The organism is Massilia alkalitolerans DSM 17462 (assembly GCF_000427785.1).
In the GTDB taxonomy this organism is placed as follows: domain Bacteria; phylum Pseudomonadota; class Gammaproteobacteria; order Burkholderiales; family Burkholderiaceae_D; genus Telluria; species Telluria alkalitolerans.
In genome coordinates this window covers 1-7418 of record NZ_ATYR01000064.1, presented here as the reverse complement: position 1 = coordinate 7418, position 7418 = coordinate 1, and the positions used below count along the sequence as shown (strand labels likewise).

The window sequence follows — 7418 nt, the reverse complement described above, 5'->3', positions numbered from 1 at the left end:
TGCGACAGTAAGGACGGCAATCACAGCCGTCCCGCAGGCATGACTGACTCAACGAAAGGAGCGGAACATGTTTTTTCAACGGGTTAAAACGCAGGGATTAGGCCACAACGCCTATGTGCTCGGATGCGGCAACGGGCTTGCAGTGGTCGTCGATCCGCGGCGGGACGTGGCAGAGTATCTGCAACTGGCACGCGACAATGACTTGAGCATTGCCTATTGCATCGAAACGCATCGCCANGAGGATTTCGAGTTCGGGTCCGCAAGCCTGGCAGAACTCACCGGCGCCANGATNCTNGCGGGCAAACATCCNCTGTTCGGCCGCGTCGATGTGCAGGTAGCGGATGGCGAGGAATTCACGGTGGGANCGACGCGCTTCGTCGCGCTGGCTACCCCAGGACACACGCCCGAGAGCATGTCCTATGCGGTCTATCCCAATGACGCCGGCGACCAGTGCTGGGGCGTNTTTACCGGAGATGCCCTGTTCGTGGGTGATACCGGAAGGACTGACCTTTCGGACCCGGAAAAAACCGCAGAAAATGCGGGACTGCTCTACGATTCGGTGCACCAGAAACTGGCGCCGCTTGGTGACCAGGCGATCCTNTTGCCGGCGCACGGCGCGGGATCTGCATGTGGGGGGAACATTTCCGAGCGCGACGAGTCAACGCTGGGCATCGAACGTGCGACCAATCCTGTATTCAAGAAAACCCGCGCGGAATTCATGGCGCAGAAGGACGGTGAACATCTGCCGCGGCCACCGTATTTCTCGCACATGGAAGTGGTCAACCTGGAGGCAGGACGGCCCGTGCCCTCGTCCCTTGACGATCGCGTGCTGTTGCCGAAGGTGTTCCAGGATCGAGCCCAGGGCGGGGTAGTGATCGATACCCGATCGCCCGATGCTTTCGCAGGCGCGCACATTCCGGGCTCGTATAACGTCTGGCTGGAGGGGCTGTCCACCTTTGGCGGCTGGCTCGCAGACGAACAGACACCCATCTTCCTGATCGTGGAACAGCCCTCCAGGGCGCCTGTGGCAATCGCACAGCTTGCACGCATCGGCATCGACCGCGTCGAGGGAGTGCTCGTGAACGGGGTCGAGGCATGGCGCGAAGCGGGCTTGCCTATCGAAGCATTGGGCACGACGAGCGCCAGCGAGGCTGCGCGCTGGAACGAGGAAGGGGACCTGACTATCCTGGACGTGCGCGACGACATGGAGTGGAAAGAGAAACACATACCGGGCGGGCACCATACCTTCGTAGGCGATCTCGAAAAAAACCTGCCGCAGATTTCCAAGGACCGCCGAGTCGTCGCGCACTGCAGCGTCGGACATCGCTCCGGGCTTGCGGTCAGTATTCTTCGGCGTCACGGGTATACAAACGTCTATAACATGCTCGGCGGCATAACGGCATGGGACAAGCTCGGNCTGCCATTAAACAGGAATCAGGTCGAATAACGCGCGAAGGAGACGGACATGAACACGGCTGGTGGCGCATGGAATCCGTATGTGGTNGGCGCCCTTATCGGCGTCCTCTCGATGGCGACATTTTACTTTTCCAGCAAACCGCTGGGCGTGTCGACCGCTTTCGCACGCATGGCCGGCCTGCTGGGCTACCTGGTCTCCAGGGAACACACCGACTCCCTGGCGTTCTATCAGGATAAGACTCCCAAGATCGAGTGGGAAGTCATGCTCGCATTCGGCATTGTCNTCGGGGCATTCTTCGCCGCCTTGTCGGGTGGCGAATTCCATGCCAGCGTGATCCCGCCGCTGTGGGAGGCGCATTTCGGAAACTCTGTACCGCTGCGTCTGTCTATCGCTTTCGTTGGCGGCGTGATCATGGCGTTCGGGGCGCGNCTTGCAGGCGGGTGCACAAGTGGCCATGGAATCAGCGGCGCACTGCAATTGTCGGTCGGGTCGTGGATTGCGCTGGCATGCTTCTTCGCAGGCGGTTCCCTGGTAGCGCAGGTGATGTATGGATAACACATCCGCAAAGCCCGGCGTTGACCACGGCAAGCCACCAGGAAGCACGGATGGCGGGGCCGGGAAAAGCGACGCGCCAAGGCAGCTCGCATTGGGTCTATTCTTCGGGATTATCTTCGGTTTCCTGTTGCAGAAAGGCGGCGTTGCCAAGTACGAGGTTCTGCTTGGGGCGCTTCTGCTGACCGATTTCACGGTCATGAAAATCATGCTGGCTGCTATTCTTGTCGGAATGATCGGCATTTTCTTCATGCACGCTTTCGGACTCGTCAAGCTGCAGCTCAAACCCACGAAGTATGCGGCCAATGTGCTTGGCGGCCTGGTCTTCGGAGCAGGGTTTGCCTTGATCGGATATTGCCCTGGAACCGGCGCCGCAGCCTTGGGACAGGGGAATCTGGATGCCGTCGCCGGGATCGCCGGACTCCTGGCGGGCAGCTATCTCTACGCCGAATTGTCCAGAAGCCTCAGCTCGAACGTGCTGGCCTGGGGTGACCGCGGGTGCATCCAGCTGCCCGATCTGATAGGAGTGCGCACCACGCCCTTCCTGATCGTGTTCGCGCCCTTGCTGGGCGTGGCATTGTGGCTGCTGTACCTGTATTTTCCGTAGCAAATTCAGCTGGCTTTGAACACCAGGGCGGCAACGCGCCGCAGCCTTGGGTAGACCATGGGAACGGTGAGCATGGTACTGCCCACGGCCATCAGGAGCAGGGCCGTGAAGGTTTCGCTGGTGATGATNCCCTTGTCCAGCAGGATATTGACGAAGATGATCATGATCAGCGCCTTGGTCTGCAACAGCCAGCCGATGATGGATGCCTCGCCCCCACCCCACTTGAGGATCTTCCCGGCGATGTGGGTGCCGGCCAACTTGCCGCTCACCGAGGCGAGCAGCAGCACTGCGGCAACGAGGAACACGGCGGGTCCACCCATCGCCCAGTTGGTGCGCAAGCCGGTGGACAGGAAGAACACCGGCATGANGGCCAGCAGCACATGGTGACGCATCAGATCCATCTTCTTCTGNTCGAACCAGTGCGCGTCCATTACCGCACCGGCCAGGAAGGCGCCAACCATGTAGTGCAGGCCGGCCCAGTCGGCTGCGAAGGAACAGGCCGCCAACCAGACCAGGCTGACGTACCAGCGGTCGGTCTCCTGCAATTTGGTCATCAGCTTGCGGAACAACACGGTGGCCAGGGCGAACACAGCCAGGAACCCGGACTGACGTCCGACGCGGTCCCAATCGAGCAGGATCAGGGCCAACACGCCCCAGATCGCAATGTCATCCAGGCTGGCATAACGCAGGATGCGTTGCCCGATCGGCTGGCGCAGGATCTCCAGTTTCTCCATGAGCAGAATCAGGATCGGCAAGGCCGTGACGGCGCAGGCCATGCCTACGGCCAGTACGAATTGCCAGCTCTCGGCCTTCGGACCGATCCANCCGGCATAGCCCAGCATGCCGAGCGCGGCGATACAGCCAAACACCAGCGGCGTCCCCAGCGCGAGCGACGCGGTGATCATGCTCTCGCGGCGGTGCGCCCAGGCCGCTTTCAGGTCGAGTTCGATGCCGGCGATCATTACGAAGATCATCACGGCCCACCAGGCAATACCGTTGAGCGACTGGATCACCGCGGGATTGAACACGAAGGCATAATATTCTGGATACATCCTGCCGAGAATGCCTGGTCCGAGCAGGATGCCCGTAATGATCTGCACTACCACCAGCGGGGCGTAATAGTCCGTGTCGCCCAAGCGCCAGATCAGGTAGGGAATACTGAAAATGATCGCCATGGCGATCAGGAAAATCTCGGTCGTGCCCATTGCTGCGTGCATATCGTCTCTGCGTGATCTTGTATCTCGAATACGTGAGCGGCGAGTATCGCCCGACTGTTCAAATGCTTGCAAGAACAATTGCACGGGTAGGCGAGCGCAATGCCGTACAGCTACGGCCAAGGCGGGTCTAAGGGCCCGTGCGTCCGGGCCGGCGTCACGTCTGCTGCTGCCGTACGCGCACTGCATGGCGTTCGTCATGCCTTCCTGCAACAAATTTAGCGGGCCGGACCCTGCTCGACAAGGACTGTTTCGCCTTACAATGCATGGATGCGTATCCTCATCGTAGAAGACAATCCGGATATCCTGGCAAATTTGTACGGCTTCCTGGAACCAAANGGATATACGGTCGATTCCNCCCGCAANGGNTACGGCGGGCTNGCNCTGGCTTCCGAAANCCNGTATGACGTGATCNTCCTGGACGTGATGCTTCCCGGCTTGAATGGCCTGGAACTGTGCCGGAAACTGCGCTCCGAGCTCCGTGCNCCGACACCGGTCCTGATGCTGACGGCGCGCGACAGCCTGCCCGACAAGGTTGCCGGCTTCGACAGCGGCGCGGACGACTACCTGGTCAAGCCTTATTCCCTGGTGGAGCTCGAGGTCCGGCTGAGAGCCCTGGTGCGTCGTTCCGGCGGATCGGTGCTGGTGGGGCGCGCGCTGCGCTTTGGCGGACTGGTCTTCGATCCCGATGTGCTCGATGCTTCCCGCGACGGCAAGAAAGTCGTGCTTACCAGGACAGGCTATGTCTTGCTGCGCTGCCTGATGAGTGCCGCTCCGCGGATCGTCCCGCGCGATGACCTCGAGCAGGCTGTCTGGGGCGATGACCGACCTGACAGCGATGCTTTGCGTACGCACATCCACGCGCTTCGCCAGGCGCTCGACAAACCTTTTGCCCTCCCCATGGTCCATACTGTTCCCGGCGTTGGCTACCGGCTTGTTCTTCCCGATGCGCCAGGCTGATTCCTTGAGCCGGCCGATCGTCGCCGCCTTCCTCCTATTCAGCATCGTCCTGTCCGTATTCTTTGCGGTGCTGGCTGCATTGGCTGTCGAAGGAATCGAGGTCTACCTGGTCGACAACCGGCTGGCCGAAGTCGAGAATTGGGCGCGTCCACGAGAAGCTGCGGGGCTGGCGGCGGACCTGCCGGCTGGCTTGCGTTTCCACCGTGGCGAAGAGATCCCGTTATCGCTGCGCGGGCTGCCAGCCGGCGTGTCGGACGCAATCGTGGATGGCATCGGCCTGCATGTGCTGTCGGGTGCGGACGCGCGTGGCCCCTATGTCGTCGTCGATCATGAAAGCGACTACGAGAAGGTCGAGCTGCTGGTGTATTCGGTATTTGCGGGATTTTTTGCAGGTTTTGTGCTGCTGGCGGTCTTCCTTGGCCGTTTTGTCGGGCGCAGGATCGTTGGGCCGGTTCGCGCGCTCGTCGAAGCGGTCGAGCGCGGAGCGTCGACCTTGCCGCTCACCGAACGCCGGGACGAGCTTGGCGTACTTGCGCGGGCGCTGGCCGCACATACGACCGAGTTGCGGGAGGTTCTCGACCGGGAGCGCTTCTTTACGGGCGACGTCAGTCACGAGTTGCGTACGCCCCTCACCGTGATCATGGGGGCGGCCGAGATCCTGCTGGAAGCAAGCCAGGACACGGCAATCCAGGCACCGGCACAGCGCATCTATCGCGCGGCACAAGAGGCCACGGAATGCGTCGGTGTCATGCTCATGCTGGCCCGTGCACCGGAAGTCGGCTTGCTCGCACCAGTGTCCGTGAGCGAGATTGCGCGACGCGAGGTTGAACGTTACCAGCCCATGCTGGCACACAAGCCTGTCAAGCTGCTGTGTGTGGGTAGTGCTGAGATCAGCGTGCGTGCGCCTTCTGAATTATGCAAGTCTGCAATAGCGAACCTGATACGCAATGCATGCCAGTACACGGAGCAGGGTTCGGTAACGGTCGTGCTCGAGCCCGGGCGCGTGATCGTGGAAGATACCGGACCGGGATTGCCGGATGCGGTGCGACAAACCTTGGGGCNTCCTGGACGTGATGCTTCCCGGCTTGAATGGCCTGGAACTGTGCCGGAAACTGCGCTCCGAGCTCCGTGCGCCGACACCGGTCCTGATGCTGACGGCGCGCGACAGCCTGCCCGACAAGGTTGCCGGCTTCGACAGCGGCGCGGACGACTACCTGGTCAAACCTTATTCCCTGGTGGAGCTCGACGTCCGGCTGAGAGCCCTGGTGCGTCGTGCCGGCGGATCGGTTCCGGTCAGCCGTGCGCTGCGCTTCGGCGGACTGGTCTTCGATCCCGATGTGCTCGATGCTTCCCGCGACGGCAAGAAAATCGTGCTTACCAGGACAGGCTATATCTTGCTACGCTGCCTGATGAGTGCCGCTCCGCGGATCGTCCCGCGCGAGGATCTCGAGCAGGCTGTCTGGGGCGATGACCGCCCTGACAGCGATGCCTTGCGTACGCACATCCACGCGTTGCGCCAGGCGCTCGACAAACCTTTTGCCATCCCTATGGTCCATACTATTCCCGGCGTTGGCTACCGGCTTGTTCTTCCCGATGCGCCAGGCTGATTCGTTAAGCCGGCCGATCGTCGCCGCCTTCCTCCTGTTCGGCATCGTCCTGTCCGTGTTCTTTGCGGTGCTGGCTGCACTTGCTGTCGAAGGAATCGAGGTCCACCTGGTCGACAACCGGCTGGCAGAGGTCGAGAAATGGGCGCGGCCACGGGAAGCTGCGGGGCTGGCGGCGGACCTGCCGGCTGGCCTGCGTTTCCACCGTGGCGAAGAGATCCCGCTATCGCTGCGCGGGCTGCCAGCCGGCGTGTCGGAAGCAATCGTGGATGGCATCGGCCTGCATGTGCTGTCGGGTGCGGACGCGCGTGGCCCCTATGTCGTTGTCGATCATGAGAGCGACTACGAGAAGGTCGAGCTGCTGGTGTATTCGGTATTTGCGGGATTTTTTGCAGGTTTTGTGCTGCTGGCGGTTTTCGTTGGCCGTTTTGTCGGGCGCAGGATCGTTGCGCCGGTCCGCGCGCTCGTCGAAGCGGTCGAGGGCGGTGCGTCGACCTTGCCGCTCACCGAACGCCCGGACGAGCTGGGCGTACTTGCGCGGGCGCTGGCCGCACATACGACCGAGTTGCGGGAGGTTCTCGACCGGGAACGCTTCTTTACCGGCGACGTCAGTCATGAGTTGCGCACGCCGCTTACCGTGATCATGGGGGCGGCCGAGATCCTGCTGGCAGGCAGCCGTGATACAGCAATACAGGCGCCGGCACAACGCATTTATCGTGCCGCACAAGAGGCCACGGAATGCGTAGGTGTCATGCTCATGCTGGCCCGCGCGCCGGAAGTCGGCTTGCTCGCACCAGTGTCCGTGAGCGAGATTGCGCGACGCGAGGTCGAACGTTACCAGCCCCTGCTGGCACACAAGCCTGTCAAGCTGCTGTGTGTGGGCAGCGCTGAGATCAGCGTGCGTGCGCCTTCTGAATTATGCAAGTCGGCAATAGCGAACCTTATACGCAATGCATGCCAGTACACGGAGCAGGGTTCGGTAACGGTCGTGCTCGAGCCCGGGCGCGTGATCGTGGAAGATACCGGACCGGGATTGCCGGATGCGGTGCGACAAACCTTGGGGC

General features: G+C 61.6%; 7 protein-coding genes and 2 pseudogenes. 7 read left to right on the top strand and 2 right to left on the bottom strand.

Annotated elements, in window-relative coordinates; all coding sequences use genetic code 11:
* Positions 1 to 67: 67 nt before the first annotated feature.
* The 3 genes from YWC_RS31120 to YWC_RS31115 all read left to right on the top strand — a co-directional run bounded on the left by YWC_RS31120 (position 68) and on the right by YWC_RS31115 (position 2576).
* Positions 68 to 1447: an MBL fold metallo-hydrolase gene (locus YWC_RS31120; protein ID WP_036216347.1), complete on the top strand. Its 1380-nt coding sequence runs from the start codon at positions 68 to 70 to the stop codon at positions 1445 to 1447.
* Between the two features lie 18 nt (positions 1448 to 1465).
* The gene (locus YWC_RS0126685) at positions 1466 to 1972 is read left to right on the top strand and encodes a YeeE/YedE thiosulfate transporter family protein (protein ID WP_027868079.1); all 507 of its coding nucleotides are present in this window, start codon (positions 1466 to 1468) and stop codon (positions 1970 to 1972) included.
* Positions 1965 to 2576 carry a YeeE/YedE thiosulfate transporter family protein gene (locus tag YWC_RS31115; protein WP_084416631.1) on the top strand — a complete coding sequence of 204 codons (612 nt, stop codon included), beginning with the start codon at positions 1965 to 1967 and terminating at the stop codon, positions 2574 to 2576. Before YWC_RS0126685 ends, YWC_RS31115 begins: the two co-directional genes overlap by 8 nt.
* A gap of 5 nt (positions 2577 to 2581) precedes the next feature.
* Here the strand turns inward: YWC_RS31115 and YWC_RS0126675 are convergent, their stop codons facing one another.
* Positions 2582 to 3781 carry a cation:proton antiporter gene (locus YWC_RS0126675; protein WP_443093634.1) on the bottom strand — a complete coding sequence of 400 codons (1200 nt, stop codon included), beginning with the start codon at positions 3779 to 3781 and terminating at the stop codon, positions 2582 to 2584.
* 279 nt (positions 3782 to 4060) lie between these two features.
* Between YWC_RS0126675 and YWC_RS0126670 the strand changes: the two genes are divergently transcribed.
* On the top strand, positions 4061 to 4750 hold the full coding sequence (locus YWC_RS0126670) for a response regulator transcription factor (RefSeq protein ID WP_027868077.1): 690 nt from the start codon (positions 4061 to 4063) through the stop codon (positions 4748 to 4750).
* A gap of 220 nt (positions 4751 to 4970) precedes the next feature.
* Here YWC_RS0126670 and YWC_RS33995 read toward each other — a convergent pair whose 3' ends face one another.
* Complete coding sequence (locus YWC_RS33995) at positions 4971 to 5363, bottom strand: hypothetical protein (RefSeq protein ID WP_229413212.1); 393 nt, start codon at positions 5361 to 5363, stop codon at positions 4971 to 4973.
* A 27-nt stretch (positions 5364 to 5390) separates the two neighbouring features.
* Between YWC_RS33995 and YWC_RS33990 the strand changes: the two are divergent.
* From YWC_RS33990 to YWC_RS0126655, 3 genes and pseudogenes are all read left to right on the top strand, one after another.
* Positions 5391 to 5459, top strand: a pseudogene (locus YWC_RS33990) (hypothetical protein); the annotation flags it as partial.
* A gap of 355 nt (positions 5460 to 5814) precedes the next feature.
* Positions 5815 to 6357 (top strand): annotated as a pseudogene (locus tag YWC_RS31110) (response regulator transcription factor); the annotation flags it as partial.
* Positions 6332 to 7418 (top strand): sensor histidine kinase (locus YWC_RS0126655; RefSeq protein WP_229413211.1); only part of this gene is annotated, 1087 nt, incomplete at its 3' end. The pseudogene YWC_RS31110 and the gene YWC_RS0126655, both read left to right, overlap by 26 nt.

Coding starts and splice junctions, on each gene's coding strand:
- YWC_RS31115 (WP_084416631.1), top strand. CDS start 1,965: ATGGATAACACATCCGCAAAGCCCGGCGTTGACCACGGCAAGCCACCA.